At 67.4% G+C, this 24,286-nt stretch carries 28 protein-coding genes; 14 read left to right on the forward strand and 14 right to left on the reverse strand.

What is annotated here, in order from left to right:
• Positions 1–162: 162 nt before the first annotated feature.
• Positions 163–969: a hypothetical protein gene (locus tag AB5S17_RS04020; RefSeq protein ID WP_369236414.1), complete on the forward strand. Its 807-nt coding sequence runs from the start codon at positions 163–165 to the stop codon at positions 967–969.
• Positions 970–1,029: 60 nt separating this feature from the next.
• Here the strand turns inward: AB5S17_RS04020 and AB5S17_RS04025 are convergent, their stop codons facing one another.
• Positions 1,030–1,377 (reverse strand): cupin domain-containing protein, encoded by a 348-nt coding sequence (locus AB5S17_RS04025; protein ID WP_369236416.1) that lies wholly within the window; start codon positions 1,375–1,377, stop codon positions 1,030–1,032.
• Positions 1,378–1,490: 113 nt separating this feature from the next.
• The gene (locus tag AB5S17_RS04030) at positions 1,491–2,768 is read right to left on the reverse strand and encodes an O-acetylhomoserine aminocarboxypropyltransferase (RefSeq protein WP_369236418.1); all 1,278 of its coding nucleotides are present in this window, start codon (positions 2,766–2,768) and stop codon (positions 1,491–1,493) included.
• Between the two features lie 295 nt (positions 2,769–3,063).
• Between AB5S17_RS04030 and AB5S17_RS04035 the strand changes: the two genes are divergently transcribed.
• Positions 3,064–4,332 (forward strand): diguanylate cyclase, encoded by a 1,269-nt coding sequence (locus AB5S17_RS04035; protein WP_369236420.1) that lies wholly within the window; start codon positions 3,064–3,066, stop codon positions 4,330–4,332.
• Here the strand turns inward: AB5S17_RS04035 and AB5S17_RS04040 are convergent.
• The 3 genes from AB5S17_RS04040 to AB5S17_RS04050 are packed head-to-tail and all read right to left on the reverse strand — an operon-like array spanning position 4,253 to position 5,835.
• Positions 4,253–4,783: a CoA-binding protein gene (locus AB5S17_RS04040; RefSeq protein WP_369236422.1), complete on the reverse strand. Its 531-nt coding sequence runs from the start codon at positions 4,781–4,783 to the stop codon at positions 4,253–4,255. The two genes, AB5S17_RS04035 and AB5S17_RS04040, sit on opposite strands and share 80 nt — an antisense overlap.
• Entirely contained in the window at positions 4,780–5,598 is an 819-nt protein-coding gene (locus tag AB5S17_RS04045; protein ID WP_369236424.1) for an enoyl-CoA hydratase, read from the reverse strand. Before AB5S17_RS04045 ends, AB5S17_RS04040 begins: the two co-directional genes overlap by 4 nt.
• Positions 5,599–5,607: 9 nt before the next feature.
• On the reverse strand, positions 5,608–5,835 hold the full coding sequence (locus AB5S17_RS04050) for an integrase (RefSeq protein ID WP_369236426.1): 228 nt from the start codon (positions 5,833–5,835) through the stop codon (positions 5,608–5,610).
• 113 nt (positions 5,836–5,948) lie between these two features.
• Between AB5S17_RS04050 and AB5S17_RS04055 the strand changes: the two genes are divergently transcribed.
• The 3 genes from AB5S17_RS04055 (at position 5,949) to rpsI (ending at position 7,517) form a co-directional block, all read left to right on the forward strand.
• On the forward strand, positions 5,949–6,362 hold the full coding sequence (locus AB5S17_RS04055; protein ID WP_369236428.1) for a PaaI family thioesterase: 414 nt from the start codon (positions 5,949–5,951) through the stop codon (positions 6,360–6,362).
• Between the two features lie 214 nt (positions 6,363–6,576).
• The gene (gene rplM, locus AB5S17_RS04060; protein WP_369236430.1) at positions 6,577–7,041 is read left to right on the forward strand and encodes a 50S ribosomal protein L13; all 465 of its coding nucleotides are present in this window, start codon (positions 6,577–6,579) and stop codon (positions 7,039–7,041) included.
• The gene (gene rpsI, locus AB5S17_RS04065; protein WP_369236432.1) at positions 7,041–7,517 is read left to right on the forward strand and encodes a 30S ribosomal protein S9; all 477 of its coding nucleotides are present in this window, start codon (positions 7,041–7,043) and stop codon (positions 7,515–7,517) included. The genes rplM and rpsI overlap by 1 nt, the downstream gene beginning before the upstream one ends.
• A 106-nt stretch (positions 7,518–7,623) precedes the next feature.
• Here the strand turns inward: rpsI and AB5S17_RS04070 are convergent, their stop codons facing one another.
• A complete protein-coding gene (locus tag AB5S17_RS04070; protein WP_369236434.1) occupies positions 7,624–7,917 on the reverse strand; it encodes a type II toxin-antitoxin system RelE/ParE family toxin in 294 nt (97 codons plus the stop codon).
• Complete coding sequence (locus tag AB5S17_RS04075) at positions 7,914–8,189, reverse strand: type II toxin-antitoxin system ParD family antitoxin (RefSeq protein ID WP_369236436.1); 276 nt, start codon at positions 8,187–8,189, stop codon at positions 7,914–7,916. Before AB5S17_RS04075 ends, AB5S17_RS04070 begins: the two co-directional genes overlap by 4 nt.
• A 187-nt stretch (positions 8,190–8,376) precedes the next feature.
• Here AB5S17_RS04075 and map point away from each other — a divergent pair, with 187 nt between their 5' ends.
• The 4 genes from map (at position 8,377) to AB5S17_RS04095 (ending at position 10,993) form a co-directional block, all read left to right on the forward strand.
• Positions 8,377–9,228 carry a type I methionyl aminopeptidase gene (gene map / locus AB5S17_RS04080; protein ID WP_369236438.1) on the forward strand — a complete coding sequence of 284 codons (852 nt, stop codon included), beginning with the start codon at positions 8,377–8,379 and terminating at the stop codon, positions 9,226–9,228.
• A gap of 28 nt (positions 9,229–9,256) precedes the next feature.
• Complete coding sequence (gene radC, locus AB5S17_RS04085; RefSeq protein WP_369236440.1) at positions 9,257–10,024, forward strand: DNA repair protein RadC; 768 nt, start codon at positions 9,257–9,259, stop codon at positions 10,022–10,024.
• A gap of 205 nt (positions 10,025–10,229) precedes the next feature.
• Positions 10,230–10,481: a molybdopterin converting factor subunit 1 gene (gene moaD / locus AB5S17_RS04090; RefSeq protein WP_369236442.1), complete on the forward strand. Its 252-nt coding sequence runs from the start codon at positions 10,230–10,232 to the stop codon at positions 10,479–10,481.
• Between the two features lie 2 nt (positions 10,482–10,483).
• On the forward strand, positions 10,484–10,993 hold the full coding sequence (locus AB5S17_RS04095; protein WP_369236444.1) for a molybdenum cofactor biosynthesis protein MoaE: 510 nt from the start codon (positions 10,484–10,486) through the stop codon (positions 10,991–10,993).
• A gap of 471 nt (positions 10,994–11,464) precedes the next feature.
• Here AB5S17_RS04095 and ndk read toward each other — a convergent pair whose 3' ends face one another.
• The 3 genes from ndk to AB5S17_RS04110 form a co-directional block, all read right to left on the reverse strand.
• A complete protein-coding gene (gene ndk, locus AB5S17_RS04100; protein ID WP_369236446.1) occupies positions 11,465–11,887 on the reverse strand; it encodes a nucleoside-diphosphate kinase in 423 nt (140 codons plus the stop codon).
• 81 nt (positions 11,888–11,968) lie between these two features.
• Positions 11,969–12,670, reverse strand: coding sequence for a glutathione S-transferase family protein (locus AB5S17_RS04105; protein WP_369236448.1), 702 nt, complete (start codon positions 12,668–12,670; stop codon positions 11,969–11,971).
• A 56-nt stretch (positions 12,671–12,726) separates the two neighbouring features.
• On the reverse strand, positions 12,727–14,553 hold the full coding sequence (locus AB5S17_RS04110; RefSeq protein ID WP_369236450.1) for a DEAD/DEAH box helicase: 1,827 nt from the start codon (positions 14,551–14,553) through the stop codon (positions 12,727–12,729).
• A 225-nt stretch (positions 14,554–14,778) separates the two neighbouring features.
• On the opposite strand from AB5S17_RS04110, the gene AB5S17_RS04115 reads away from it, so the two are divergent.
• Positions 14,779–15,294, forward strand: coding sequence for a DinB family protein (locus AB5S17_RS04115; protein WP_369236452.1), 516 nt, complete (start codon positions 14,779–14,781; stop codon positions 15,292–15,294).
• Positions 15,295–15,322: 28 nt separating this feature from the next.
• On the opposite strand, the gene AB5S17_RS04120 is transcribed toward AB5S17_RS04115, so the two are convergent.
• Both AB5S17_RS04120 and AB5S17_RS04125 read right to left on the reverse strand, forming a co-directional pair.
• Positions 15,323–15,721, reverse strand: a complete 399-nt coding sequence (locus AB5S17_RS04120) for a PIN domain-containing protein (protein ID WP_369236454.1) — start codon at positions 15,719–15,721, stop codon at positions 15,323–15,325.
• On the reverse strand, positions 15,718–15,936 hold the full coding sequence (locus tag AB5S17_RS04125) for a type II toxin-antitoxin system VapB family antitoxin (protein ID WP_369236456.1): 219 nt from the start codon (positions 15,934–15,936) through the stop codon (positions 15,718–15,720). The genes AB5S17_RS04120 and AB5S17_RS04125 overlap by 4 nt, the downstream gene beginning before the upstream one ends.
• A gap of 329 nt (positions 15,937–16,265) precedes the next feature.
• Between AB5S17_RS04125 and AB5S17_RS04130 the strand changes: the two genes are divergently transcribed.
• Positions 16,266–18,167, forward strand: a complete 1,902-nt coding sequence (locus tag AB5S17_RS04130; protein ID WP_369236458.1) for an ABC-F family ATP-binding cassette domain-containing protein — start codon at positions 16,266–16,268, stop codon at positions 18,165–18,167.
• A gap of 80 nt (positions 18,168–18,247) precedes the next feature.
• Positions 18,248–19,615 (forward strand): diguanylate cyclase, encoded by a 1,368-nt coding sequence (locus AB5S17_RS04135; protein WP_369236460.1) that lies wholly within the window; start codon positions 18,248–18,250, stop codon positions 19,613–19,615.
• A gap of 136 nt (positions 19,616–19,751) precedes the next feature.
• Here AB5S17_RS04135 and AB5S17_RS04140 read toward each other — a convergent pair whose 3' ends face one another.
• Both AB5S17_RS04140 and AB5S17_RS04145 read right to left on the reverse strand, forming a co-directional pair.
• Positions 19,752–20,204 (reverse strand): DNA polymerase III subunit chi, encoded by a 453-nt coding sequence (locus AB5S17_RS04140; protein ID WP_369236462.1) that lies wholly within the window; start codon positions 20,202–20,204, stop codon positions 19,752–19,754.
• A 31-nt stretch (positions 20,205–20,235) separates the two neighbouring features.
• The gene (locus tag AB5S17_RS04145) at positions 20,236–21,741 is read right to left on the reverse strand and encodes a leucyl aminopeptidase (protein ID WP_369236464.1); all 1,506 of its coding nucleotides are present in this window, start codon (positions 21,739–21,741) and stop codon (positions 20,236–20,238) included.
• A 268-nt stretch (positions 21,742–22,009) separates the two neighbouring features.
• Between AB5S17_RS04145 and AB5S17_RS04150 the strand changes: the two genes are divergently transcribed.
• Together AB5S17_RS04150 and lptG are read left to right on the forward strand one after the other, a co-directional pair.
• Complete coding sequence (locus AB5S17_RS04150; protein WP_369236466.1) at positions 22,010–23,203, forward strand: LptF/LptG family permease; 1,194 nt, start codon at positions 22,010–22,012, stop codon at positions 23,201–23,203.
• Entirely contained in the window at positions 23,200–24,285 is a 1,086-nt protein-coding gene (gene lptG / locus AB5S17_RS04155) for an LPS export ABC transporter permease LptG (protein ID WP_369236468.1), read from the forward strand. Before AB5S17_RS04150 ends, lptG begins: the two co-directional genes overlap by 4 nt.
• Position 24,286 lies beyond the last annotated feature (1 nt).

Raw genomic sequence — 24,286 nt, forward strand, 5'->3', positions numbered from 1 at the left:
GCGGCATTCGCCGCGGCCGCTTCCATTTGGGCGGTGGCAGCGTTGGCAGCCCCGCCCCAGCCCCATCTTCCTCTTCATCTCGTAGCCGACCATGTTTCGGCGGCGGAACATCGGCATCCCGGCCGGCATTTTCTGTTGATCATCAACAAGAAAGCTATCGGGATGAAACGCCTCTCCTACCTCCTGGCCGGTGCCGCGCTGTGCGCGCTTCCGGTCACCGCTGCCAGTGCCGACTGCCGGCAGGAGCTTGCCAGCCTGTCCGGCGGAGACATGACGTCGTCGGTCTCCGGATCGGCCACGAGCAGCGGCCAGAGCGACACCACGAGCGCCTCGACATCGGGCTCGACCGCGCCCGGCACGACGACCAACTACGAGACCGGCAAGGTCACCGGGGCGGACGCCGCGTCGGCGGGATCGAAGTCCAACAAGATCTCCAAGGACGGCACCCTCGCCCCGCTGGAGAGCCCCGGCAGCACCTCCGCCGGCAATCAGGCAACGTCCGGCCGGGCGAATGCCGCGAAGGGCACGGCGGGCGCCGGCATGAACGCGTCGGGCGGCTCGGGCATGCAGGCATCGTCCGGACAGGGATCGAGCGCGGGCGGGTCGACCACCAATGCCGATACCAAGACCGGCGGCCAGGTCGCCAAGAACGGCCAGACGATGCCGATGGCGAACAGCGAGGGCGGCGGCGAGCCGAACGTCGCAATGTCCGGTCAGGACGCCGACGCACAGCAGTCCGGCGGCCAGACGGCGGCCGCTCAGAGCGGTCAGGGCACGAATGCCGGGGGCTCCGACGCGTCGGCAAGCTCATCGTCGAGCGGCGGCGGAGACTATCAGACGGCCCTGAACCAGGCGCAGGCCGCCCTCGCCAAGGGCGACGAGCAGGCCTGCCTCAAGGCGGTCGACCAGGCGCGCTCGATGCAGGGCCAGCAAGGCGGCGGGCAGAATTCCGGCCAGCCCTCGCAGTAGGACGAGCCCAGCTCCTCGCCTTTCCGATCGGGCGCCGCACCTCGTGCCCGATCGGACGACCTAAACCTTCACGACGTAGTGCTTGCGGGTCGGCTCGACGACCTTCCACCGACCCTTGAAGCCGGGGCGGATCACGAAGCTGTCGCCGGCCGTCAGCTTGACCGGTTCGCCGCCCTCCTCGGTGAGGACCGAGACGCCCTCGAGAATGTGGAAGAACTCCCACTCGGTGTAGTCGACGTCCCACTCGCCGGCGGTCGACTCCCAGATCCCGGCATAGAGGCCGTTGCCGTCGTCCTCGATGTTCCAGGTCTTCTGGGTCGGACGCCCGCTCCTGACCCGGTCCTTGTCCGGCGTGCCGGCCTCGACCTCGACCAGATCCTTGTCGAATTTGACGAAATGCTCGGCCATGTCGATGCCTCTCCTGGCGTGATCGCGCCCGCAGGAATGCTCCGGCCGGCTCAGCCGTTCCGCATTGCAGCATCGGCGGCGCCACAACGAGCGCCGCCGAGACGCGGCGGCGGTCAGGCCTTCGCCAGCGCCTGATCCAGGTCGGCGATGATGTCCTCGACGTTCTCGATGCCGATCGACAGGCGCACGACATCCGGCCCGGCCCCGGCGGCGATCTTCTGCTCGTCGGCGAGCTGCTTGTGCGTCGTCGAGGCCGGATGGATCACCAGCGAGCGCGTGTCGCCGATATTGGCGAGATGCGAGAACAGCTCCAGCGCCTCCACGAAGGTGACGCCGGCGTCGAACCCGCCCTTGAGGCCGAAGGTGAAGACCGCGCCGGCGCCTTTCGGGCAGTATTTCTGCATCCGCTCGTGCGAGGGATCGCCTTCCAGCCCGGCATAGGAGACCCAGGAGACCTTCTCGTGGCTCTTCAGCCAGGCCGCCACCTGGCGGGCATTGTCGGAGTGGCGCTGCATCCGCAGCGGCAAGGTCTCGATGCCCGTGAGGATCATGAAGGCGTTGAAGGGTGAGATCGCCGGGCCGAGGTCGCGCAGGCCGAGCACCCGGCAGGCGATGGCGAAGGCGAAATTACCGAAGGTCTCGGCGAGGACGATGCCGTTATATTCGGGCCGCGGCTCGGTCAGCATGGGGTAGCGGCCGCTGGCGAACCAGTCGAAGGTCCCGCCGTCGACGACGACGCCGCCCATGGAATTGCCGTGGCCGCCCATGAACTTCGTCAGCGAATGGACGACGATGTCGGCGCCGTGCTCGATCGGCCGGCACAGATACGGCGTCGCCATGGTGTTGTCGACGACGAGCGGGACGCCGTGCCGGTGCGCGATGTCGGCGATCGCCTGGATGTCGACCACGACGCCGCCGGGATTGGCGATCGACTCGATGAAGATCGCCTTGGTCTTGTCCGTGATCTGGGCCTCGAAGGACGAGACGTCGTCGGGATCGGCCCACTTCACCCGCCAGTCGAAGGACTGGAAGGCATGGCCGAACTGGTTGATCGAGCCGCCATAGAGCTTGCGGGAGGCGACGAACTCCTCGCCCGGCCGCATCAGCGCCTGGAAGACGAGGAGCTGGGCCGCATGGCCGGAGGCGCAGGCGAGCGCCGCCGTGCCGCCTTCCAGCGCCGCGACGCGCTCCTCCAGCACCGCCTGCGTCGGGTTCATGATGCGGGTGTAGATATTGCCGAACTGCTGCAGGCCGAACAGCGAGGCTGCATGGTCGACATCGTCGAAGACGAAGGACGTCGTCTGGTAGATCGGGGTCGCCCGGGCTCCCGTCGCCGGATCCGGCTGCGCGCCGGCATGGATCGCCAGGGTCTCGAAATTCGGTCCGCTCATGATCGCCTCTCCCTTCGGCTCGTCGCGGCATCGCTCGGTCGAGCGCGCGTTTGATCGTGACTGCGGGATTACCACGCACGCCCTCGTCCCGCGAGACGGCGGCGGGCCGATTGTGCGACCGGGCAGGCACCAAACCGCTGCCGCCGGAAAAGATGTTTTAAAAACAGCGCTTAAGCATCTTCGGCAGGATTTCCCGACGCGATCGTGCGTCAACATGAAAGTCGGCCTTGTGTAAGGTCAATTTAACGTCCGCCTGCTAACGCAATTGCAAGATCATCCTGGGCGGAGAGCGTTGTTGGGCGTAACGATCAGCCTGTTTTCGGTGATGTTCGGGCTCGTGGCGCTGCTCGCAATCCTGTGTGCGGGAGTCGCGGCCGGCATGCGCGGACAGCCGGCGCTTCTCTGGCTGGTGGGCTCGCTGGCCTGCACCGGAGGCGAAATGCTGGCGCTGCTTCTCGATGCGGGGCCATCGGTGCAGATCGTCGGCGCGACGATCAGCATCCCCGCCGCCTATCTCGGCGCGACCCAGTCGATCCGCCTCGGACTCGGCCTCAGACGCTCCCCCTTCGTGCTCGTCGCCACTGTCGTACTGCTCGCCGGGCTCTCCCTGGCCCTCTACGCCTGGGGCGTTTCCGGCCTGCCGCGGGCACTGCCGTTCGAGATGGCCGTCCTCGCGGCCCTCGCCGACGCGATCCGCGCCCTTCACCGCGCGGGAAAGGAGCGCGTCCTCGACCGCGCGCTGCTCATCGTCCTGCACGCCATGGCGATCATCTTCATCCTCCGGACGCCGCTGTTCGGTGCCGACGGCTCCGCGGCGGAGTTGCTCCGGCACTCGCCGCTGCAGCGTGCGCTGATGATGGCGACGGCCGCGTTGCTGCCGACCGGCATCTTCCTGATCCTCGCCAAGATCGTCGGCGGCGAGATCACCGCCTATCGCGATCGATCGGAGCGGGACAGCCTCACCAACCTCTTGAACCGCCAGTCCTTCGAGCGCGCTGCGGAACGGGCGCATAGCCAGGGCGGGGTCGTGATCCTCTGCGACATCGACCACTTCAAGCAGGTCAACGATCGCTACGGCCATCCCGTCGGCGACGAGGTGATCCGCGGCTTCGCCTCGCGGCTGATCGATTCCCGCGACTGGGCGGCCCGCATCGGCGGCGAGGAGTTCGCTCTCCTGATGCCGGGCGCGACGCTGGCCGAAGGAGCGGCCAAGGCCGAGGCGATCCGGACCGGCTTCCAGGCGCTATATCATCGGGGAGTATCGCCGGAGCACCGGCCGACGGCCAGCTTCGGCATCGCCGCCTTCTCTTCCGGCGATCCTTCGGATGTGACGATCGGGCTGGCGGACCGCGCGCTCTACGAGGCGAAGCGCCGGGGACGCAACCGCGTCGTGGTCCACCAACCGGATATCGCGGCCGACGGGGCGCGCCTCCAGCCCGAGACGCTGGTGACGCCCGAGGCGGTTCGCGAGCGCCTCGCGCCGGCTACCGCCGAGGGTTCAGCCCCAGGCTTTGATAGCCGCTTCCCATCCTGGGCTTCTTCGACGACAGCACCCGCGAGTTGACGCCGTTCCAGCCGATCTCGCCGGAGAGCCTGGCGAATTCGATCTTCGGGCAGCGGTCCATGATCACCGTCAGCCCCGCCGCCTCGGCCTTCGCCGCAGCCGCGTCGTGGCGCACGGAGAGCTGCATCCAGATCACCTTCGGCAACGGGTCGAGCGACAGCGCCTCCTCGACGATCCCGGGCACCGCATCGGAGGCGCGGAAGATGTCGACCATGTCGATCGGCTCGGGCACGTCGGCCAGCCTGGCATAGACGGTCTGGCCGAGAATTTCCTGCCCCGCCAGACCTGGGTTGATCGGGACGACGCGGAAGCCCTTCGCCAGGAGGTATTTCAGCACGAAGTAGGACGGCCGGATCTCCTTGGCGCTGGCGCCGACGATGGCGATCGTCTTCGTCTCGGAGAGGACGCGCCGGATCGTCCCGTCGTCATACTGCAGCGGCGCGGCGCTCATTCATGCGTCCATTCGGGCTTTCGCTTCTGAAGGAACGCGCCGATCCCCTCCTCCGCGTCGCGGGCCAGCATGTTCTCGACCATGACCTTTGCAGCGTAGTCGTAGGCGTCCGACAGCCCCATCTCGGCCTGCGCATAGAACGCCTCCTTGCCGGTCTTCACCGTCAGCGCCGACTTGGAGGCGATCGTCGTCGCATATTTGCCGACGATCGTGCCGAGATATTCCGGCGGCACGACGCGGTTGACGAGGCCGAACTCCCGGGCCGAGCGCGCATCGATCGTCTCGCCGGTGAGCAGCATCTCCATCGCGTGCTTGCGCGAGAGATTTCGTGACAGCGCCACCATCGGCGTCGAGCAGAACAGTCCGATATTGACGCCCGGCGTGCAGAACTGCGCCTCTTCCGAGGCGATGGCGAGATCGCAGGAGGCGACGAGCTGGCAGCCGGCGGCGGTGGCAAGCCCGTTCACCTCGGCGATCACCGGGCATCTGTGGCGCACGATCGCCTGCATCAGCTCGGCGCAGCGGCGCATCGTCGTCTCGAAGAAGGCGCGGCCGCGGTCGTCGTCCTTGCGATGAGCGGTCAGCTCCTTGAGGTCATGGCCGGCGGAGAAGATCTTGCCGTTCGCCGCGATGACGACGACGCGGCAGTCCTTGTCCTCCGCCGCCTCGGCGAGCGCCTTCGACAGCGCGTCCATCATCGCGAGCGACAGCGCGTTCGCCGGCGGACTGGACAGCGCGATGCGGGTGATCCCGGGGGCGCGCTGCACCTCGATCGGATGCGAAGCGGTGTCGCCGATGGAGAGAATGTCTGCCATGATTACGGATCAGCTCTTGACCAGAAGACGGAACAGGATCGCGACAGTCGCCGCGAGGTTGAAGCCGAGCATCCATTGCAGAAGGTTCAGCCGGCCGTCGAGTGTGGTGAACCGCTTGTCGAAGGCGTTCAGCTTCTCCTCGTAGTTGGCGACTTCCTCCGCCGCCTTGCGCGCCTTCTCGTCGTCGACATTCGCGGACCGGAGGGCGTCGTAGAGCGAACTCATCATCAGGGCCATCGGCGATCCCTTCGGCGGCTTGGCATCCCGTCGACCGGAAGATAGGTCAGGAGGCGGCGGCGCGCCATCCGGGGGAGCGGAGACGCAGGGGCGCCGCCTGGAGGAGACCCGCCTTGCAGCCGATCCTGTCCGCAGAAGAACTCGACGCCTTCCTGCAGAAGGAATTTCCGCAGGCCGAGGGATACACGGTCGCCTCGGTCGCGCCCGGCGAAGCGGTGCTGCGGCTGGAGGCCGGGGAGAAGCACCTACGCCCCGGCGGAACGGTCTCCGGCCCCTCGCTCTTCGCGCTCGCCGACGTCGCCGCCTATATCGCGATCCTCGCCCATATCGGACCGGTGGCGCTGGCCGTCACCACCAACCTCACCATCAACTTCCTGCGGAAGCCCGAGCCCGGCAGGCTCGACGGCCGCGCGCGGATCCTGAAGCTCGGCCGGCGGCTCGCCGTCGTCGACGTGGCCATCACGCATGCGGGCGATCCGACAGTCCTCGCCCATGCGGTCGCGACCTATTCGATCCCGCCGCGATGAAGGCGCCGGAAATCTTGCGGTATCATGATACCTATGCGCCTTGACCGCCTGATTCTCAGGCGATCGCGAGGGGTGCCAGATGACTCTTTGGCGTTGACAGGGGCACGCTCGCCCCGTATGTGAGGCGCCAGGAAGAGCGGCCGCGGGCCGCCCTTTTCGTATGGCGGCCCCTGATGGCGCGCCTTGAGACCCATCGATACCTGAGGGGCAACCCATGAAGACCTTCTCGCAGAAAGTCGAGACGGTGGAGAAGAAGTGGATTCTGATCGACGCCGAAGGGCTCGTCGTCGGCCGCCTCGCTTCCATCGTCGCGCTCCGCCTTCGCGGCAAGCACAAGCCGACCTTCACGCCGCATGTCGACGACGGTGACAACATCATCATCGTCAACGCCGACAAGGTCGTGCTGACCGGCAAGAAGTACCAGAACAAGACCTATTACTGGCACACCGGCTATGCCGGCGGCATCAAGGAGCGCACCGCGCGCGCCATCCTCGAGGGGCGCTTTCCCGAGCGCGTCGTCGAGAAGGCCGTCGAGCGCATGCTGCCGCGCGGGCCGCTCGGCCGCCGCCAGCTGAAGAACCTGCGCGTCTATGCCGGTCCCGAGCATCCGCATGTCGCCCAGAACCCCGAGACGCTCGACATCCGGGCGATGAACTCCAAGAATGCGAGGGCCGCATAATGTCCCAGCTCTCTTCGCTCGAAGAACTCGGCACCGCCGAGGTCGCGACCCAGCCGGAAGCGCCGGTGCACGTCCAGAAGCTCGACCAGTACGGCCGCGCCTATGCGACGGGCAAGCGCAAGGACGCGGTCGCCCGCGTCTGGGTGAAGCCCGGCTCCGGCAAGATCACCGTCAACGAAAAGGACTTCACGGCCTATTTCGCCCGTCCGGTCCTGCAGATGGTGCTGCGCCAGCCGATCGTCGCGGCGGCCCGTGACGGCCAGTTCGACATCGTCGCCACCGTCGCCGGCGGCGGCCTCTCCGGCCAGGCCGGTGCGGTGCGCCACGGCATCTCCAAGGCACTGACCTATTACGAGCCGGGCCTTCGCGCGGTGCTCAAGAAGGGCGGCTTCCTGACCCGCGACTCGCGCACCGTCGAGCGCAAGAAGTACGGCAAGGCCAAGGCCCGCCGCTCCTTCCAGTTCTCCAAGCGCTAAGCGCGAACGAGGCTTCAGACGTCGAATTCCAGAGGCCGCGGGGTGGACGCTCCGCGGCCTCTGGCGTTTTGGGGTTCTATCCTCCCTGCGGAGGCGGGCCGTGCGGTCAGGTATCTTCGAGGACGGATAAATTCCGCGCGCCGTGGAGAACGCGAACGACGCGGACCTCTTCGGCCAGCTCCCAAAAGAAGATAAGGTAGCGACCGTGGACGATTGCGCGGAGGCCTGGCGCGAGGCCGAGCCGCTCTCGGAAGCTGCTGGGGCGCCGCGCCGCGATGGCAGCCTTCTTCTCGAGTTCCGCGACGAAGCTGACGGCTCGCTTGGGATTGTCGGCAGCGATGAACAGCGCGATCTCTCGGAGATCCGCCAACGCCTCAGGGGCGTAGACGAGGCGCTTCATCCGCCGTCAGTCCGGCTTCCAGCGATGATTGCCCGCAATTCCGCGTAGACGTCGGCTGCCGGAATGCCGGGTCCGCTCTCGTCTCCTTTGCGGATGGCCTCACGCAAGGCCATGAGTTCCCGGCGCTCCACATCGCGGGCTCGCGTCCAATCACGAAGCGCCTCACGAACGACTTCGCTGGTCGAGGCATAATCCCCTTCGGCAACAGCTGCCTTCAAAGCCGCCGCCATCTCTGTCGGCACGGTGATGGTAATGCGTTCGATGGCGGACATGACGGGCTCCCAACTACCCGCATATTTTATCATACTCCGCGGGACGCGTCATCAGCCTGCTGTCGCACCACCTGCCCCACCCCCGCCTCCCGGGGGTTGAACCCCTGCCCGTTCGGTGCGACATCAGCCGGATGGCCGCTCCGATCGGTCTCGCCCGTCTTTTCACCAGCTGCCAAGCCGCTCGCCCATGACCACCTATCTCGAAGCCGAAGCCAATCCGACGCGCAACACGGGCGTGATCCGCCTCTACGACGCGGCGGCTTTCGAAGGCATGCGGCGCGCGTGCCAGCTGACCGCGCGCTGCCTCGACGGCCTCGCCGAGATCGTCCAGCCGGGCGTGACGACGCAGGCGATCGACGACTTCGTCGCGGAATTCGCCCGCGCCAACGACACCGTCTCGGCGACGCTGAACTATCGCGGCTATCCCAAGAGCGTCTGCACCTCGATCAACCACGTGGTCTGCCACGGCATCCCGAACGACAAGCCGCTGAAGGAAGGCGACATCGTCAACATCGACGTCACCTTCGTCGTCGATGGCTGGCACGGCGACTCCTCCCGCATGTATCCGGTCGGCCGGCTGAAGCGTGCGGCCGAGCGCCTATGCGAGGTCACCTATCGCTCGCTGCTGATCGGCATCGAGGAAGTCCGGCCCGGCGGCCATATCGGCGACATCGGCGCGGCGATCCAGGAATATGCCGAGGGCGAGCGCTGCTCCGTCGTGCGCGACTTCTGCGGCCACGGCGTCGGCAAGCTGTTCCACGACGCGCCGAACATCCTGCACTACGGTCGCCGCGGCGACGGCCCGGAGATGCGGCCGGGCATGATCTTCACCATCGAGCCGATGATCAATCTCGGCCGGCCGCATGTGAAGATCCTCAACGACGGCTGGACGGCGGTGACGCGCGACCGCACGCTGTCGGCGCAATACGAGCATACGGTCGCGGTCACCGAGACCGGCTGCGAAGTCTTCACCTTCTCGCCCGCCGGGCTGGACACGCCGGGCATCATCATGGCACCCGTCGCCGGCGCGGCGGAGTAGCGGGACGACAAGCGGCTGGGCGATGGGCATGGGCGATTTCGAGGAGGACGAGCCGGACTTCCTCGGCCTGGAGGAAGCCCGCGCCAGACGGCCCCGGGAGGCGTTCGCGCCGCAAAAGCCGGAGCCGAAACATCACGAGGGACACCGCGACCGGCTGCGCGAACGGTTCGCCGGGGCCGGCGAAAGCGCGCTCGCCGACTACGAGCTCCTAGAACTCGTCCTCTTCCGCACCATTCCGCGCCGCGACGTCAAACCCATCGCAAAGGCGCTGATCGCCCGCTTCGGCTCCTTGTCGGAGGTCCTGAACGCGCCGCGCAAGCGGCTGACCGAGGTCGCCGGCGTGAAGGACGCCGTGGCGCTCGACATCGCTCTCGTCGCGGCGATCAACAAGCGGGCGATGCGCGAGGCGGTGAAGAGCCGCGAGGTGCTCTCCTCCTGGTCTGCCGTCCTCGACTACTGCAAGGCGGCGATGGCCTACGAGGATCGCGAGCAGTTCCGCATCCTCTTCCTCGACAAGAAGAACGCGCTGATCGCCGACGAGGTGCAGGGCTTCGGTACGGTCGACCACACGCCGGTCTATCCGCGCGAGGTTGTGAAGCGCGCGCTGGAGCTCTCGGCAACGGCGATCATCCTCGTCCACAATCACCCGTCGGGCGACCCGACGCCGTCGCGGCCCGACATCGACATGACGCGGACGATCGTCGAGACGGCAAAGCCCCTCGGCATCTCGGTCCACGACCACATCATCATCGGCAAATCCGGCCACGCCAGCCTGAAGGGCCTGCGGCTGATCTGATGTCGGGTGTCGGAGGTTCGAGAGCCTCCGGATTGGGCAGGCTGGACTTGTTGTTCGGCGGTTGCCATCTGCGGAAATGGTTCAATGTCGTGCCACAGGCCCTCATCGCCTGCCGGCACTTCTCCCCGCGGGGGAGAAGAAAGCGGCTGCAGCGTCTCGGCCAATCAGCCAACGCCGCTTCAAAATGCTATGACGGGAAGACACCATGAGACTTGCCTATTTCGCCTGGGTTCGCGAGCGGATCGGGGTCTCGGAGGAAGAGGTGGAACTGCCGGCGGGCGTCGTCACCGTCGCCGACCTCCTCGCCTGGCTGAAGGGCCGCGGCGAGACCTATGACGCGGCGCTGCAGGCACCGGAGATCATCCGGGTCGCCATCGATCAGGAACATGTCGACCATTCCGAGCCGCTCGCCGGCGCGAAGGAAGTCGCGATCTTCCCGCCGATGACGGGGGGCTGAGCATGACGGACGCAAACGAGAGCGGGCGGATGAACGCGGTGGAGGCGGCGCCCGTCGAGACTGTGGTGCGGGTTCAGACGGGTCGCATCGACATGGCAGCCGAGACCGCAAGACTTTCGGGCGGTGGCACGGTCGGCGGGCTCGTCAGCTTCACCGGCTATTGCCGCGACGAAGGCGGCAGGCTTTCTGCGCTGGAGCTGGAGCATTATCCCGGCATGGCAGAGCGGGAGATCGAAAAGATCGCGGCCGAGGCCGCGGCGCGCTGGCCGCTGCTCGGCATCACTGCCATCCACCGCACCGGCCTGATCGCGCCCGGCGAGGAGATCGTCTTCGTCGCCTGCGCCTCGGTGCATCGCGATGCCGCCTTCGAGGCCGCCCGCTTCCTCATGGACTTCCTCAAGACCCGCGCCCCGTTCTGGAAGCGCGAGCACCTGAAGGACGGCACGGCCGGCGGCTGGGTGGAGGCCAAGGACACCGACGACGCCGCGGCGGATCGCTGGCACCGGCTGTAGCGGTCGACGCGGCGAGCGGATGACGCATCGCGGGGCTTCATGCGCCGGACGGATGATGCACGGGTCGGCGAAGGCTCCCTCTGCCGGAGCCCGTGGATTGGCCCCTGTCCGCTTCGTCATTCTCGGCCCCGTCCCGAGAATCAAGGTCTTGAGCCGCCACAGAAGCTTCGTCATCCCGGCCTTGAGCCGGCATCCATTCCAAGCCGTAGACACTGCTGCCGACAGCCTCGCCATCCGGTCTCATTCTCTCAGGCTTGAGCCGACGATCAGGACGCAGAGGAAAAGATCCCGGCTCGAGGGCCGGGATGACGAAGTGGATAAGGCAGCATGTATTCCGGATACGAGAACAGCCCGTTGCGGACACCGGAAAGCCGCTAGTTCGATTAGCTTCCATGACGCCGGAATGCTCATAACGACGAAGGGGAGACCGGCGGCCTCCCCTTCCATCTCATCGCTGCTGGAAATCCGGCCTCAGCCGACGATTTCGGTCTCGGCGAACCAGTAGGCGATCTCCTGCTTCGCCGTCTCCGGGGCGTCCGAGCCGTGGACGGAGTTCTCGCCGATCGACAGGGCGTGGGTCTTGCGGATCGTGCCCTCGGCGGCGTCCTTGGGATTGGTCGCGCCCATGATCTCCCGGTTCTTGGCGATGGCGTTCTCGCCCTGCAGCACCTGCACGACGGTCGGGCCGGAGGTCATGGTGTCGACCAGCTCGCCGAAGAACGGACGCTCCCTGTGGACGGCGTAGAAGCCCTCGGCCTCGCGGCGGCTCATCCACACGCGCTTGGACGCGACGACGGTGAGGCCGGCATCCTCCAGCATCTTGGTGATCGCGCCGGTCAGGTTGCGGCGGGTCGCGTCGGGCTTGATCATCGAGAAGGTGCGTTCGAGCGCCATGGCATGGTCCTTGTTGGCTTGGTTGGGAAAGTGGCGGGACCTATAGCCGCCGCACCTGCCGCGGGCAAGGCGCCCTGAGCCTCAAGCAGCGTCAGCGGCGGCCGGCACGGCGCGGCCGTGCCCTTCGTAGAGGTCGAGGCAGCGCTCGAACCAGACTGCGACGGGATCGCCCGCCGGCAGCAGCGGAAACGCCGAGACGACGCGCAGCCACTGGAAGGCCCCGAAGACGATGTAGTCGGCAAAGAGCGGGCTCTCGCCGCCGAGGAAGGGCTGGGCCTCGATCATCCTGCGCAAGGGGGCGAGCGACTTCACGAAGCCCTCGACGCGCGCCTCGCGTCCCTCGACCACCGCTTCCAGCGCCCGGCCCATTCGCGCCTCTCGGCTCTGCCGGAAATAGGCCTGGTCGGTCTCGGCGAGGATGTCGTGGATATCCATGATGACGAAGCCGGGCAGCGCCGCGTGGATCGTCGCCGTCGACCAGGCCTCCACGAAACGCGCCAGCCGCCGCCCGCCCTCGCCGCCGAACAGCGTCGGAGCGTCCGGATAGGCCTCCTCCAGATACTCGGCGATCAGGAAGGAGTCCGCGACCATCCTCTCGCCGTCCTTCAACAGCGGGACGATCTTCGAAGCACCGCCCTCGATGCGGGGAATTTCGGTGAACGGCACCGGCACCGTCTCGAAATCGAGCCCCTTGTGCTTCAGCGCGAGCCGCGCCTTCCAGCAATGCGGGGAGAAGGGGCGGTCGGCGTCGCGGCCGACGAGTTCGTAGAGCTTGCGGGACATCGGCAGGGACCTCCTGTTGAAGCGGCTCCCGGGCATAGCCGATCGCCGCACGTTCGTCAGGCCTTCGGCCGCTTCGGCCGGCGCGGCTTCTCCTGCGGCGCCGCCGTTCGCTGAGTGCCCGGCTCGCCGCCACCGCCCTTCGGACCGCGAGGACCCTTCGCGCCGCCCTCGCCCTTGCGGTGGAACGGCTTCTTGCCCTGCGGCTTGTCGAAGCCGCCCTTACCGCCCTTCTTGCCGCGCGGTCCGCCGCCGCCGCCCGGGGCCTCGGCCGGAGAGATGGTGATGTCGTCGCCGTCGCTGACTTCGGCGGCCGCGGCGAACCGCTTGGCCGCCTCGGCGGCGATCTCGAACTTCGTCTCGCGGTCGAAGATCTTGATCATGCCGATGTCCTGGCGGGTGATCTTGCCGCGGCGGCAGAGCAGCGGCAGCAGCCATTTCGGATCGGCATTGTTGCGCCGGCCGACATCCATGTGGAACCACACCGTCGGCCCCCGTGCCTGGTCGCGCTCCTTGCGCCCCGGCCGGTCGCGCCCGTCCGAGAAGTCCTTGCCGCCCTTCGGATCGGGACCGAAACCCGGATCGAAGACATCCTCCGGGGCCGGCAGGCGCGATCGGTAGAGCCGGGCGAGCGCCGCGGCGACTTCTTCCGGCGTGCGCGTCTCCAGGAGACGCTTCGCCGCCGCGAGATCCTCCTCGGACGGCTCCTGCATCAGGACCGGATCGGACAGCAGCCGCTCCTCGTCGAGCCGACGGATGTCTTCGGCCGAGGGCGCGCCGGTCCACTCCGCGCGGAGCTTCGCCTCGGCGAGCAGCCGCTCGGCCTTGCGCCGGCGCGAGATCGGCACGAGCAGCACCGAGACGCCCTTGCGCCCCGCCCGGCCGGTGCGGCCCGAGCGATGCTGCAGCGTCTCGGCGTCGCTCGGAAGCTCCGCATGGATGACGAGGCCGAGGCTCGGCAGGTCGATGCCGCGGGCGGCGACATCGGTCGCGACGCACACCCGCGCCCGCCCGTCGCGCAGCGCCTGCATCGCCTGGTTCCGCTCCGCCTGGCCGAGCTCCCCAGACAGCGTGACAGCGGCAAAGCCGCGGTCGATCAGGCCCGACGAGAGATGGCGCACGGCTTCGCGCGTGTTGCAGAAGACGATCGCGCTCGGCGATTCGGCCTCGCGCAGCACGTTGACGATCGCATGCTCGACTTCGTTGGGCGCGATGCGGATCGCCCGGTATTCGATGTCGGCATGGCCGGCCGTGCCGCGGGCGACGGCGATGCGCATGGCGTTGCGCTGGTAGCGCTTCGCCATCGCGTTGATCGCCGACGGCAGCGTGGCGGAGAAGAGCAGCGTGCGCCGCTCGGCCGGCGTCGCCTCCAGCAGGAATTCCAGATCCTCGCGGAAGCCGAGATTCAGCATCTCGTCGGCCTCGTCGAGGACCAGCGCCTTCAGGGCGCCGATCTGCAGCGCGCCGCGCTCCAGATGGTCCCGCAGGCGGCCGGGCGTGCCGACGACGATATGGGCGCCCTCGGCGAGGCGCCGCCGCTCGGCGCGCGGGTCCATGCCCCCGGTGAGCGTCACCACGCGCGCGCCGGTCTGCGCATAGAGCCAGGTGAGTTCGCTGGTTACCTGGATCGCCAGCTCGCGGGTCGGCGCGACGATCAGCGCCACCGGCTCGCCGGCCGGCTCGAAGCGCTCGGCCCCGCCGAGCAGGGTCTCGGCGATGGCGAGGCCGTAGGCGACGGTCTTGCCGGAGCCGGTCTGCGCCGACACGAGGAGATCGCGTCCGGCGGTCCCCTCCTCCAGGACGGCGTCCTGGACCGGCGTCGGCTCCTGATAGCCGCGCTCTGAAAGCGCCTGCGCGAGCGGCGTGCTGGTGGTGCGGAACGGCATGGATTGTCCTTGAGAAAGAGGGCACGCGTCTGCGCGACGCTTGGCGCGCGGCGACGCTTCGAAAGATCCCCCACTTGCTGGCTGCTATGGCACAGCTGCGCGCCGCACTCAAACCTGTCTTGCGATCCGCGTGGGGCCACGGCCTTGCCGATCAAGCGCGGTCGGCGGAAAGATGTCCCGGCGCGGCGGCGCGACTCGACATCGTCACTTCAAGGAGCAACGGGGATGATCTCGCCCGAAACCGCCCGCATGTTCGCCCGCTACAACGCCTGGTGCAACGGCCGCCTCTATGCTGCCGCCGCCGAACTGCCGGAGGCGGACCTGTCCGCCGATCGCGGCGTCTTCTTCGGCTCGATGATGGGGACGCTGAACCATCTTCTCGTCACCGATCGCATCTGGATGAAGCGCTTCACCGGCACCGGCGAGGCTCCGAACGCCCTCGACGCGATCCTGTTCGATGCGTTCGCGCCGCTCCGGAAGGCGCGGCAGACGGAGGACGAGCGGATCGTCGCCTGGGTCGAGAGCCTGTCGGAGCGAGACCTTGGCGCCACCTTCACCTATCGGCCGGTGACCAATCCGCGCGACATCACCCAGCCCCTCTCGCCGGCGCTCAGCCACCTCTTCAACCACCAGACCCACCACCGCGGCCAGGCGCATGCGATCCTGACGGGGCTGGGCCGGCCGGCGCCGAGCTTCGACCTGATCGCGTTTCAGCGCGAGACGGGGATCGGGATGGGGTGACCGCCGTCGGACCCGCTAATCGGCCGCATCACGCGCCATTGCAGGCGACGAGACCCAGCTCGCGTTCCATCGTCGCCAGATCGCGGTCGTTATGGATGATCGCGGCGTCGTTCACGATGCACCAGGTCGCGACGATCACGTCGATCGTGCCACGGAGGGTCAGACCGCGGCGACGGAGCAGGCGGTAGTTTGCGGCGGCTGCCTCGGCGACTTCGTGCCCACAGAGGGCAACGGCCGGGAACAGCGACAGGACGCGGCGCGCCTCCCGGAAATCCCGTTCGTTCCGAAAGCCCTGCAGAACTTCCGCCAGAACCAGGTCGCCGACGACGACATGACCGTCGCGTGACGCGGCGGCGAGAGCCTTGGTCCACGGCCTGTCCGAGCCGTTGAAGAAATCGATCCAGACCGAGGTGTCGACAAGGATCAAAGCTTGTCCCGAGCCTGGATCCGATCGCGCCGCATCTCGTCGAGGTCGCCCTCCCAGTGAAGCTTGCCTTGCAGCTTCATCAACTCCTCATGAGCGGTGCGGCGGTCGACCAATATCTTTAGCGCGGCCTCGACGGTTTCCCGCTTCGTCTTCAGGCCGCTGGCCTCCATTGCCGCCCGCATCAGCTGGTCGTCGATCTCGATGTTGGTGCGCATGATCGATCCCGATGTGTATAATCCAGGATAATATACACATCGAGATCCCGTCTCTCAACCTCCTGTCGTGCGTTGCGAGGCAACGTTCGAACCCGGGGCCGTGCTCCAGCGCCAACCCAGCCGATCCCTCCGCAGCCGTCCCTTGCTCGGGCGAGCCGCCGCCGTCATAGCCGCCGGAGAAGGTGCCCCCGGCAGATCAGGCAGAATGCCCGACACCTGGGGAAGCGCTTCAGCGAATGCCGGACGGGCGCAGAGTGGGCATCCAAAGATCATCGTCCGCCGCTTGGGATTCCCCTTCCGCATTGCGGCATGGCGTGGCAAAAGCGGGCATGCTTCAGATCACCGACCTCTCCGCGCGCGTTGCCGGGCGCCTGCTCATCGACCATGCGAGCCTGACCGTGCCGGCCGGCACCAAGGCCGGGCTCGTCGGACGCAACGGCGCCGGCAAGTCGACGCTGTTCCGCGTCATTACCGGCGACCTCGCGGCGGAGACGGGATCGGTGTCCTTCCCGAAGAACACGCGGCTCGGCCAGGTCGCGCAGGAGGCGCCGGGCACCGAGGAAGCGCTGATCGAGATCGTGCTGAAGGCCGACACCGAGCGCCTCGCCCTCCTCCAGGAGGCCGAGACCGCCACGGATCCGACGCGGATTTCCGACATCCACATCCGCCTTGCCGATATCGACGCGCATTCTGCCGAGGCGCGGGCGTCCGCGATCCTCTCGGGCCTCGGATTCGACATGGCGGCGCAGGCGCGGCCGGCCTCCTCCTTCTCCGGCGGCTGGCGCATGCGCGTGGCGCTCGCGGCGGTGCTGTTCTCGCGGCCGGACCTCCTGCTCCTCGACGAGCCGACCAACTATCTCGACCTCGAGGGCACGCTCTGGCTGGAGAATTTCGTCCAGCGCTATCCCTACACCGTTCTCGTCATCTCCCACGACCGCGACGTCCTCAACAACGCGGTCAACGCGATCGTCCATCTCGACCAGCAGAAGCTCGTCTTCTATCGCGGCGACTACGACCAGTTCGCGCGCCAGCGGGCCGAAAAGCTCGAACTCCTGCAGAAGTCGATCGCCAAGCAGGAGGCGGCGAAGAAGCACATGGAGGCGTTCGTCGAACGCTTCCGGGCCAAGGCCTCCAAGGCGCGGCAGGCGCAGTCGCGCCTGAAGGCACTGGAGAAGATGTCGCCGATCCAGGGGATCGTCGAGGAGCATGTGACGCCCTTCGTCTTCGATGCGCCGGAGAAGCAGCCGGCCTCGCCGATCATCGCCATGGAGAAGGTCTCCGTCGGCTATCAGCCCGGCCGGCCGATCCTGAAAAACCTCGACATCCGCATCGACACCGACGACCGGATCGCACTGCTCGGGCAGAACGGCAACGGCAAGTCGACCTTCGCCAAGCTGCTGGCCGACCGGCTGAAGGCGGAAGCCGGCTCGATCACCCGCGCGCCGGGGCTGAAGATCGCCTTCTTCGCCCAGCACCAGATCGACGATCTCAGGCCTGCGGAAAGCGCCGTCCAGCACGTGCGCCGGATGATGCCGGAGGCGCCGGAGGCCAAGGTCCGGGCGAAGGTCGCGCAGATGGGCCTGCCGACGGTGAAGATGGACACCGCGGCCGAGAAGCTGTCGGGCGGCGAGAAGGCACGGCTCCTGATGGGCCTCGCGACGCTCGACGCGCCGAACCTCCTGATCCTCGACGAGCCGACCAACCATCTCGACATCGAGGCGCGCGAGAGCCTGGTGCGGGCGCTCAACGACTATCCCGGCGCCGTCATCCTGATCAGCCACGACCGCCACATGGTCGAGGCGACGATGGACCGGCTCTGGATCGTCGGCGACGGCACGGTGTCGCGCTTCGACGGCGATCTCGACGACTACAAGAAGCTGATCCTGTCCGGCAACCGCTCCGGCGGCGCCGCGCCGGGCTCGACGGAGGCGGCGGACGAGCCGCAGCCGCAGGTCTCGAAGGTCGACCAGCGCCGGATCGCGGCGGAGAAGCGCGAGGCGCTGAAACCGCTCAAGAAAAAGATCAGCCAGCTGGAGATCCAGATCTCGCGGCTGCAGAAGACGATCGGCGACTTCGACGAAAAGCTTGCGGACCCGGCGCTCTACACGCGCGAGCCAGCAAAGGCCGCCGACCTCAACAAGCAGCGCGCCGACGCCGCGAAGACGCTGGCCGCCTGCGAGGAGGAGTGGCTGGCGCTGACCGAGGAGCACGACGCGGCGATGGCGGACTGAGCCATGCGGGGCGACGCAACGAAACATTAGTTTGTCGATGCAACTGTAAGGCCTCCCCGCGATCGACCGACGGATGCCCCATGCCGACATTGCCCCCGCTTGCCTGCGCCGAGCCCCCTGCGCGCGTTCGGCTTCTCTGGCAGAGCGGCGACGGCGCGGCGGTCCCGGCGGCGCTGAAGGCGCAAGGCGTGCGGTGCGGTCATGACCGGGACGAGCAGGACCTTCCGACGGTGGTCTTCGCGCCGCCGGACGTGGCCGCGTCCGGGGCCCCGCGCGGCAGCGCCGGAAAAGCCGCCTATGTCGTCGTCGTGCTTCCTGCCGATCCGGCCCTTGCCGTTGACAGCCCGTCCGATCTCCTCGACACGGGAGCAGACGACGTGCTCGATCTCGCCGATCCGGCGGCGGTCGAATTCTGCGTCGCGCGCGCCGCGCGGACGGCCGCACGGATATGGCAGGCGGAGCTTCGAGCGGATCGCCTGCGCCGCGACCGCGACTCCCTGCAGGCCGGCATCGACAACCTGCCCTCGCCGATCTTCTTCAAGAACAGCCGCGGCATCTATACCGGCTGCAACAAGGCGTTCGAGGCCTTCATCGGGCATCCTGCCGACAAGATCGTCGGCTCCAGCGTCTACGGGATCGCGCCCTGTTCACTGGCCAAGGTCTATCACGAAGCCGACACCGCGCTGATGGCCACCGGCGGGACGCAGATCTACGAGGCGGACGTGCGCTATGCCGACGGCGAGCGCCACAACGTCATGTTCCACAAATGCACGATCGAGGACGAGCGCGGCAGGACCGTCGGCCTCGCGGGCGCGATGCTCGACATCACGGAGCGCAAACAGCTGGAAGCGCGGCTGCGCCATGCGGCCGAGCGCGATCCGCTGACGAAGGCCTATAACCGGCGCAAGTTCCTCGAACTCGCCGAACTGACGATCGCGCGCGAGCGGGCGGCGGGACGCCCGGTCGGCGTGGCCGTCTGCGATATCGATCACTTCAAGCGGATCAACGACCGGTTCGGACATGCCTGCGGCGACGACGTCATCTGCCGCCTCGTCGAGGTCATGCAGCGGGAGATCGGTTCCGGCAACCTGTTGGCCAGGGCGGGCGGCGAAGAATTCTTCTGCCTGTTTCCCGGCCTGCCGCTTGCCGAAGCCGCGGCTAGAGCCGAGCGTCTGCGGCAGAGCCTGGCGGACGAGCGGCTCGGCCCGGACGGCACGAGCCTCGCCGTCACGGCGAGCTTTGGCGTCGCCGAACTCGCTCGGAGCGGTGAGAGCCTCCTTGCGGCGATCGCTCGCGCGGACAATGCGCTCTACTGCGCCAAGCGAAGCGGACGCGACCGTGTCTGCCTCGCCGATCATCCGGCGGCAGCTCCGGCGGCCGCAACATCCCCGGTTGCAGCACCCGGCGCGGAGTCCGTCCGGCAAGAGTGCTTGACGGCAGCGGTCTGAGCCGCCGGAGCGGATCTTTCAGGATCGCCGTGTTCCGACGCGGCGCTGAGGTCGAGAGACTGTCGGCAGCCGTGCGATGGACCAAGGGGCGCCCCCGCGGCATGGGACTGCGGAAACGCACGGATTGCGATCGCCGTCAGGCCTTCTTCACCCAGCGGCGGTCCTCGGTCTGCTGCCAGTAGGTGACCTGGTGGCCGGCCGACTTCTCCGCCTTCCAGCGCAGTCGGGCGGCGGCGAGCTGTTCCTCGTCGTGGCCGTCGAAGAGATAGACGCCGCGCACGCAGGCCTCCAGCGTCTGGGGCACCGCGCCCTCCACCATGAAGCGCACCTGCGGATCGTTGGCGGCCTGGCCCGGCTCGACGGTCAGGAGGATCGGCTGCAGCGCTCCGCTGCTTTCGGCGTCGGTGCCGTGCGGCAGGAAGCTCTCGTCCTTGTAGGTCCACAGATGGTGGTCGAGAGCGTCGCGCCGCTCTTCGCTGACGCATTGGACGACGACGCGCCAGCCACGGGAGAGGCTGCGCTCCAGAAGGTCGGGCAGAGCCTCTTCCATGCGGCTCTCCGTCAGATGGTAGAACAGCACCTCCGCCAAGCCGGTCCGCCCTCGCCTTCGCCCGCCCCTCTCAGGCCGACTGGTAGTGGTCGGCGACGAGCTGGTTCAGGAGCCGCACGCCGTAGCCGGACGCCCAGGACTGATTGTACTCGTTCGCCGGCGAGCCCATGGCGGTGCCGGCGATGTCGAGATGCGCCCAGGGCACGTCGTTGACGAAGCGCTGCAGCAGCTGCGCCGCCGTGATCGAGCCGCCGGCCCGCCCGCCGATGTTCTTGATGTCGGCGAACTTGCCCTCGATCATCTTGTCGTATTCGGGCCCGAGCGGCATCCGCCAAAGCTTCTCGCCACTCGTCTTGCCGGCCGAGAGCAGCCGCTCGGCGAGCTCGTCGTTGTTGGAGAACAGCCCGGCGTGGTGGTGCCCGAGGGCGACGATGATCGCGCCGGTCAGCGTCGCGAGGTTCACCATGAACTTCGGCTTGAACCGGTCCTGGCAGTACCAGAGCGCGTCGGCGAGCACGAGACGGCCCTCGGCGTCGGTGTTCAGCACCTCGATCGTCGTGCCGGACATGGCGGTGACGATGTCCCCGGGGCGTTGCGCCTTCCCGTCGACGGCGTTCTCCACCAGGCCGACGATCCCGACGGCGTTGACCTTGGCGTTGCGGCCCGCGAGAGCCCGCATGACCCCGACCACGGCGGCCGAGCCGCCCATGTCGCCCTTCATGTCCTCCATCGATCCCGCCGGCTTGATCGAGATGCCGCCGGTATCGAAGACGACGCCCTTGCCGACGAAGGCGACCGGCGCCTCGTCGTCGGGCCCGCCGTTCCAGCGCATGATCACCAGGCGCGGCGGACGGGGCGAGCCCTGCGCGACGCCGAGCAGCGCATTCATCTTCAGCGCCTTCAGCTCGGGCTCGCCGAGCACCTCCACGTCGATGCCGTGGCGGGCGAGCTCCTGGATCCGCTCGGCATATTCGACCGGGCCGAGCACGTTGGCGGGCTCGTTGACGAGGTCGCGCGCCAGCATGGTGCCGGCAGCGACGGCCTCCTCGACCGCGAAGGCGGCGCGGGCGGCCTCGACGTCGCCGACCGCCAGCGTGATCGTCCCCGGCAGCTTCGGCGTCTCGCCCTCCTCGTCCTTCTTCGAGCTCTGCGTCTTGTAGCGGTCGAAGTCGTAGGCCCGCAGCAGAGCCCCCGCCCCGATCAGCGCGGCCAATCTCGGCTCGAGCGCTGCGCCATCTGCCAGCTGGCAGCGAAGGGTCACGCTGGCGCCACCCTTCACCTTCGAGGCGATCAGGCCGCCGAGCTTCAGCCAATCCTCTTCGCGGGGGGCCTCCTTGCCATGGGTGCCGACGACGAGAAGACGGTCCACCGCGACCTCGGAAGGAGCCACGATGTCGAGGACCGACAGCGACCTGCCCTTGAACTTGGCGATCGATGCAGCCTTCTTGACCAGCGCGAGGACGGCCTCGCCCAGGCTTTCCGCGATCCGGCCGTCTTCACCGGCTAGGACGACGAGCACGCCCCCTGCTGGTGCGTCACCGAGCGGGGCGAAAGCGATGGACGGGAGGGAAGCCATGGAAACTCCTGATGCCATGCGATAAGGGGAGGCGGTGATGTCGCCGGAACGCGACAGATGCCAATCGCCGCTATCATGAACGCGGGCGTCGGCTTTGCAAGGGTGGCGCGGACCGTCACACCGCGTTAACGATCCCTGTTCGCCCTTCTTTAGCCAAGCTGGTGCACTTTTTTCGTGACTGTCATCGTCGCTCCGTCCAAGGCAGAGGCTGCTCTTCCTTGAACTCATTCGGGCAAGGCGAACGGCGTACGGACGGTAGACGGACTGCATGACGCTTCTCGAACGATACATCTTCAGGCGCGCACTCGGCCATTCCGCCGGAGCGCTGACCTCGCTGGCGCTGATCGTCTGGATCGTCCAGGCGCTGTCGCGCATCGACATCGTCAAGACCAGTATCTCCGCCGCAGGCAACATCTTCTGGATCGCGCTGATGCTCCTGCCGGACCTTGCGGCCGGCGTCGTGCCCTTCGCCATCCTGGTCGGGTCGGTGATGGCGCTGAACGCCTTCAACGCTGATTCGGAGCGCGCCGTAATGGCGGCCTCCGGCGCATCGCCGGCGACCGTCGCCAAGCCGATCGTGATCCTCGGCCTTCTCGGGGGACTGGCGGTGCTGCTCGTCGCACACGTGATCGGCCCGGCCGCCTCGAGCGCCTTCCAGAACGGGATCCGTGCGATCAATGCCGACACCATCACGCTGTTCCTGCAGCCCGGCCGCTTCGAGCGCATCCAGTCCGGCCTCGTCCTGTCGATCGGCGAGGCTCATGGCAACACGATCGAGAACCTGTTCCTGTCCGACACGCGGAATCCGAAAACCGAAATCACCTATTTCGCCCGCCAGGCGAAGATCGTGAAGCAGGACGGTCGCCAGCTCCTGCTGCTCTCGGACGGTCAGCTGCATCGACGCGACACTAAGGACAACGCCGTCTCCGTGATCGAATTCCAGAGCTATGCCTTCGATCTCGCCGATCTGAAACCGGCATCGAATGGCGACTGGGTCCGAACATCGGAGCGGAGCACCGGCGACCTGCTCTTTCCTGATCCCGCCGATACCTTCTATCGCGACCATCCCTCGGACTTCGTCCAGGAGCTGACCAGCCGCTTCTCCGAGTGGCTCTATTCGATCGCCTTCGCCCTGTGGGCGGTTGTGGTTGCGGCGCAGCCGCGGACCAACCGCCAGGGCAGCGGCGCCTCCATGATGCTCGGACTCACCGGCGGGCTGTGCCTGAAGGCCGCCGGCTTCGTCGCACTGGCGCTGATCGAGCAGAGCTATGTCTTCGTGCCTGTCGCCTTCCTCCTGCCGATCGGCGCGATCGCGCTCGACGCGATCCTCGTCTGGCGGAACGTCGATCTGTCCCAGCTCGCCATCACGCGCTGGATCAACGACGGTGCCTACGCCCTGTCGGCTCGCGTCGGGCAGCTGTTCTCTCGCAGCACCGGCGCCGAAGGAGCCGCGGGGCGATGAGGCATTGGACGCTGAACTGGTACCTCTTCCGGTCGTATCTCCGAAACTTCGTTTCGACGATGTTTGCGATATCCGCCCTGATCTACGTGATTAACATGATCGAGGTCAGCCGACGCGGCCAGCTGAACGACTTCGGCTTCGGGACGGTTGCGCTGTTTTCGGCGCTGCAGGTTCCTGCATTCGTCGAGCAGGCGCTGCCGTTCATCGTCCTGTTCTCCTCGATCTTCGTCCTGCTGTCGCTCAACCGGCGCCTCGAGCTCGTGGTGGCGCGTGCGGCCGGGGTTTCGATCTGGCAGATCCTGATGCCGTTCCTGGCCGGCTCGCTGCTGATCGGAGTCTTCGCGACCTTCGTTCTCAATCCATCGGCTGCCTGGACCACGGAAGCGGCGCTCCAGTACAATAACAGGCTGACCGGAGAATCCGGCAACAACAACGATCCCGACAAGTTCACCTGGCTGCGGCAGAATAGCCACGGTGTGAAATCGATCATCGGCGGCGCAGCCGTCGGTGGGGACGGGTTCACACTGCGCAATGTCAGCGCCTTCGTGATGGGCGACGACGGCAAGGTGCGCGAGCGGATCGACGCGCCGCGCGCCGTCCTCGGCAAGGGCCACTGGACGCTGGAGAAGCCGCGCGTCACGCGGATCGGCTATACGCCGGAATTTCCCCAGGAATATCGGCTGCCGACGACCCTCAAGCCGCAATACATCCAGCAGCGCATCGCCGACCCGCAATCGGTCCCGATCTGGGATTTGCCGTCGAAAATCGGCATTGCCCAAAGCCTCGGACTGAACGCGATGGCGTTCTCGATGCAGCTGCAGACCCTGATCGCCCGCCCGGCGCTGTTCATCGCGATGACCCTGCTGGCTGCGACGGTCGCGACGCGGTTTTCCCGGACCGGCCAGTCTGGTAGGACGATCGCGAGTGGCGTACTGGCCGGGTTCATGCTGTACGTGGTAACCTTCCTGGCCAAGGCGCTGGGGAGCAATTCCATCGTTCCGCCTGTGGCGGCGGCGTGGTTCCCGGTTCTGGGAGCAGGACTGTTTGGGGTAACGGTCCTACTCCATCAGGAGGATGGTTAAG

The sequence above is a fragment of the Jiella sp. M17.18 genome (assembly GCF_041027365.1).
Taxonomy (GTDB): Bacteria; Pseudomonadota; Alphaproteobacteria; order Rhizobiales; family Rhizobiaceae; genus VKMB-3413.

Excerpts from the sequence above, each read along its gene's own strand:
- AB5S17_RS04125 (WP_369236456.1), bottom strand. The coding sequence starts at position 15,936 with ATGCGCACCAACATCGAGATCGACGACCAGCTGATGCGGGCGGCAATG.
- AB5S17_RS04020 (WP_369236414.1), top strand. The coding sequence starts at position 163 with ATGAAACGCCTCTCCTACCTCCTGGCCGGTGCCGCGCTGTGCGCGCTT.
- AB5S17_RS04105 (WP_369236448.1), bottom strand. The coding sequence starts at position 12,670 with ATGTCCCGCAAGCTCTACGAACTCGTCGGCCGCGACGCCGACCGCCCC.
- AB5S17_RS04030 (WP_369236418.1), bottom strand. The coding sequence starts at position 2,768 with ATGAGCGGACCGAATTTCGAGACCCTGGCGATCCATGCCGGCGCGCAG.
- AB5S17_RS04025 (WP_369236416.1), bottom strand. The coding sequence starts at position 1,377 with ATGGCCGAGCATTTCGTCAAATTCGACAAGGATCTGGTCGAGGTCGAG.
- rpsI (WP_369236432.1), top strand. The coding sequence starts at position 7,041 with ATGTCCCAGCTCTCTTCGCTCGAAGAACTCGGCACCGCCGAGGTCGCG.
- AB5S17_RS04135 (WP_369236460.1), top strand. The coding sequence starts at position 18,248 with ATGCCGACATTGCCCCCGCTTGCCTGCGCCGAGCCCCCTGCGCGCGTT.
- AB5S17_RS04110 (WP_369236450.1), bottom strand. The coding sequence starts at position 14,553 with ATGCCGTTCCGCACCACCAGCACGCCGCTCGCGCAGGCGCTTTCAGAG.
- AB5S17_RS04150 (WP_369236466.1), top strand. The coding sequence starts at position 22,010 with ATGACGCTTCTCGAACGATACATCTTCAGGCGCGCACTCGGCCATTCC.
- rplM (WP_369236430.1), top strand. The coding sequence starts at position 6,577 with ATGAAGACCTTCTCGCAGAAAGTCGAGACGGTGGAGAAGAAGTGGATT.
- AB5S17_RS04130 (WP_369236458.1), top strand. The coding sequence starts at position 16,266 with ATGCTTCAGATCACCGACCTCTCCGCGCGCGTTGCCGGGCGCCTGCTC.
- AB5S17_RS04045 (WP_369236424.1), bottom strand. The coding sequence starts at position 5,598 with ATGGCAGACATTCTCTCCATCGGCGACACCGCTTCGCATCCGATCGAG.
- AB5S17_RS04145 (WP_369236464.1), bottom strand. The coding sequence starts at position 21,741 with ATGGCTTCCCTCCCGTCCATCGCTTTCGCCCCGCTCGGTGACGCACCA.
- AB5S17_RS04075 (WP_369236436.1), bottom strand. The coding sequence starts at position 8,189 with ATGTCCGCCATCGAACGCATTACCATCACCGTGCCGACAGAGATGGCG.
- AB5S17_RS04050 (WP_369236426.1), bottom strand. The coding sequence starts at position 5,835 with ATGGCCCTGATGATGAGTTCGCTCTACGACGCCCTCCGGTCCGCGAAT.
- AB5S17_RS04095 (WP_369236444.1), top strand. The coding sequence starts at position 10,484 with ATGACGGACGCAAACGAGAGCGGGCGGATGAACGCGGTGGAGGCGGCG.
- lptG (WP_369236468.1), top strand. The coding sequence starts at position 23,200 with ATGAGGCATTGGACGCTGAACTGGTACCTCTTCCGGTCGTATCTCCGA.
- map (WP_369236438.1), top strand. The coding sequence starts at position 8,377 with ATGACCACCTATCTCGAAGCCGAAGCCAATCCGACGCGCAACACGGGC.
- AB5S17_RS04070 (WP_369236434.1), bottom strand. The coding sequence starts at position 7,917 with ATGAAGCGCCTCGTCTACGCCCCTGAGGCGTTGGCGGATCTCCGAGAG.
- AB5S17_RS04040 (WP_369236422.1), bottom strand. The coding sequence starts at position 4,783 with ATGAGCGCCGCGCCGCTGCAGTATGACGACGGGACGATCCGGCGCGTC.
- radC (WP_369236440.1), top strand. The coding sequence starts at position 9,257 with ATGGGCGATTTCGAGGAGGACGAGCCGGACTTCCTCGGCCTGGAGGAA.
- moaD (WP_369236442.1), top strand. The coding sequence starts at position 10,230 with ATGAGACTTGCCTATTTCGCCTGGGTTCGCGAGCGGATCGGGGTCTCG.
- ndk (WP_369236446.1), bottom strand. The coding sequence starts at position 11,887 with ATGGCGCTCGAACGCACCTTCTCGATGATCAAGCCCGACGCGACCCGC.
- AB5S17_RS04115 (WP_369236452.1), top strand. The coding sequence starts at position 14,779 with ATGATCTCGCCCGAAACCGCCCGCATGTTCGCCCGCTACAACGCCTGG.